The organism is Microbacterium sp. BF1 (assembly GCF_019279095.1).
GTDB lineage: Bacteria > Actinomycetota > Actinomycetes > Actinomycetales > Microbacteriaceae > Microbacterium > Microbacterium maritypicum.
Map to the genome: position 1 here is coordinate 1 of NZ_JAGYWT010000268.1, position 3,296 is coordinate 3,296.

Here is a 3,296-nt window from a genome sequence, read left to right on the forward strand (position 1 = left end):
AACGCCAGCGAGGAGAGCGACACGGTGACCTGGTCGCCGGCGCTGTAGCCGTCGGCGTCCGCAGGGGTGATCGCCACGCCGACCGCGCGCTGGGCATAGTCGGGGCTCGCGGTCTTGTTCGCGTCGAACCAGTCGACCATGGACTGCAGGTCGATCTTGCCGGTGTCGCGCTTGCCCGTGCCCTGCTTGAAGGTGAAGAAGTTGTCTCCACCGGCCGCGAGGAACGAGTTGGCAGCGACGGTGTAGTTCGCCGCCGGGTCGAGCGGTGTGCCGTTGAGCGTGATCGAGGTGATCCGTGACCCCTGTGCCGCGGCGGGGTCGTAGGTGTAGACCAGCCCCTCCGAGACGCCGAGCTTCAGGAACGGGCGAGCCGAACCCGCCGGCTGCCACTGCTCCTCGAGCACGCCCTTCAGCTGCGCACCCGTGAGCGTCAGCGTCACCAGCGTGTTCGCGAACGGCTGGACCGTCGCCGCCTCGCGGTACGTGACGTTGCCATCGGGATCGGATGCTCCGGCCGAAGCGTACGTGAGGTTCGCCCGGATACCACCCGGGTTCATGATCGCCACATCGGCACCCGTGGACCACTTCTGCACGTCGGCGACGAAGTTGCCGATGGTGGACTCGCCACCGCGGTTCTCGGATCCGTTCGTCTGACGCGCGCGGTTGAAGTCGGCGGTGATGTCTCCGACCTTGATCGCGCCCAGCACATCGGCCTCGGCCTTCGCCTTGGCGACGATGTCGGCCACCTCGGGGACGGCCGGATACAGCGGCTTGCCCGCAGCGGTGAGGGGCTTGATCTCGTTGGTGATCGAGATCAGGTCCTTCGTCTTCGGGTCGACCTTGATGTTCATCAGGCCCAGGTTCTCGCCGTACTGCCCCGCGGAGACGACCGGACGGCCGTCGATCACGTGGTTGTAGGCGAGGTGGGTGTGCGCCGACACGATGGCATCCACGTCGTCATCGACGCCGTAGACGATCTCGCCCAGGGGCGAGTCCGGCGTGATGCTGGACAGCTCGACGCTGGAAGCGCCCTCGTGGACGAGCAGGATGACGACATCCGCCTCGCCGTTGGACTCGTCGCCGTCGCGCAGATCGTCGGCCACCGCGTTCACGGAGTCGACGATGCTGCGGACCTCGAGGTCCTTGATGCCCTCGGGCGAGACGAGCGAGTCGAGGTCTTCGGTGACCGCACCGACGAATCCGACCCTGACCCCGTCGAGCTCCTTCACCCAGGCCGGTGCGAGCGCGGGCTCGCCGGTCTCGGTGACGAACACGTTCGAGGAGATGTACTCCCAGTCCGCGCGCTCCTGCACGCGGTCGCGAAGGTCTTCCCAGCCCTGGTCGAACTCGTGGTTGCCCGCCGCACTGACGTCGAGGCCGGCCGCGTTGAGCGCGTCGATCGTGGGGTTGTCGTCGTTGATGAAGGAGGTGAACGTGGATGCACCGATCAGATCGCCGGCTCCGGCGAAGATCGTGTTCGGGTTCGCCTCGCGGAACTGCTTGACCGCACCGGCGAGGACCGCAGCACCCGCGGCAGCGCCGTCGGCCTCGATCCGACCGTGGAAGTCGTTGACCGTGACGACGTCGATGCTCACGGGCGGGATCTCCGAGGAGACGCCCACGATGATCGGGTCGTGGTCGCTGGAGCGGTAGGGCGTTCCCTGCTCGGTGGCACCGAACGCGTAGCCGCGGTCGCTCCACTCCGGCGAGTTGATGCCCCACACGCCCGCGCCCGTGATCGACGAGGCGAGCGACGGCGACGCGATCACGTGGTCGAGCGAGCCGAGCTCGCCGTCGAACGTGTACGTGTACTGACCGGAGGCCTTGTCGGCGACGAGGTCGCTCCACCCGTTGGAGGTGAAGACGTCGATCGGGTCTTCCTTGCCGTAGGCGTTGAAGTCGCCGATCAGCAGCATGTCGCCGCTACCGGTCGTCTGCTCGAGCTCAGCGGTGAAGGTGAGGATCGCGTTCGCCTGCTTCACGCGGTCGGCGTTGAAGAAGCCCTGGCCGTCGGCCGGCTCCGCCCCCGCGCCCTCGGGCGGCGACTTCGACTTCAGGTGGTTCGCGACGACGGTGACGACGCGGCCGTCGATGTCGAACGCCTGGGCGATCGGCTCGCGGGCGTTGCCCCACACCGTCTCGTCGGTGACGGTGGCGCTGTCGCCGACACGCTTGACCGCGTCCTTCTTGTAGATGATCGCGTTGGTGATGAAGTCGGTGGTCGCCGCGTCGTTCAACGCGGAGGGCGTGGGCACGTAACCCCACACGTCGCTGCCGGCGTCGGCGTTGAGCCCGGCGACCAAGTCTTTGAGGGCCGTGTCGATGGGCTTGCCCAGCTTGACCGAATTCTCGATCTCCATGAGCGAGACGATGTCGGCGTCGAGTCCGTTGATCGCCGCGACGATCTTGGACTTCTGGATCGCGAACTGCGCCGCGTTCGCCGCGCCCCGAGCGCTCGAGTTCTCGCTCTTCAGCGTCGTGAAGTAGTTGTAGACGTTGAAGGACGCCACCTGGACGTCGCCGCCCACGGACGGTGCGCTGTCGGTGCGGGGGTTCGTCGCCTCGAAGCCGACCTTGAGGTCGGCCGACGAGGAGTCGTCGATCGGCACGACCGGCTGCAGGCGCCAGTCGTTGAAGCCCCACTGCAGCACGTAGCCGTTGTCGCCGAAGTCGACGGTGTCGCCGTTTCGGACCACCGTGTCCTTGGTGAAGTAGGGCTGCTCACCGGGGTGGCCGTTGTTCGTGACCTGGATGGACCAGCCGTCATCGAGCAGGATGCGGTTGGCGCGGTTCGCTGCCGCGATCGCTGCGGCCGCGTCGCCCGGACGCGTGGTCTCGGTGCTCTTGACGGCGAGTGCGTCGCCGGCGTTCAGCCAGAGCGTGCCGAAGTTGAACAGCTGATGGCTGGAGGCGAGACGGTAGGTCCCCTCCGGCGCCACGTACATGTTCTCGTACTGCTCACGGTCGGCGCCCTGCGCCGCGGCGGGCAGCGGGGTGACGGCGGGAACGCCGACGCCAGCGGTCACGACGGAGACATCACCGGCCGCGGCCGGGTTGATCTGCGTCTGCCCGAAGTACTCGCTCACAGCGCCGGTCACCGAGACGAGGTCGCCGATCGCGAGAGTGGGGTTGAAGGCGTTCAGGAAGACGAACACGCCGTCCGAGGCGCCGGGAGTCGCATCCGTCGCGCCGCCGGAGCCCTGCGTCTGGATGACGATGCCCTTGTAGCCGCCGGTGCGGTAGTCGGCGGTGACGACGCCCTCGACCTGCACGGTCTCCACGCTGAGCGGGCAGAC

At 67.6% G+C, this 3,296-nt stretch carries 1 protein-coding gene; it reads right to left on the reverse strand.

Annotated elements, in window-relative coordinates:
* Positions 1–3,296, reverse strand: a 3,296-nt coding sequence (locus KZA10_RS10160; RefSeq protein ID WP_218682800.1) for an ExeM/NucH family extracellular endonuclease, incomplete at both ends; no start/stop codon positions are given.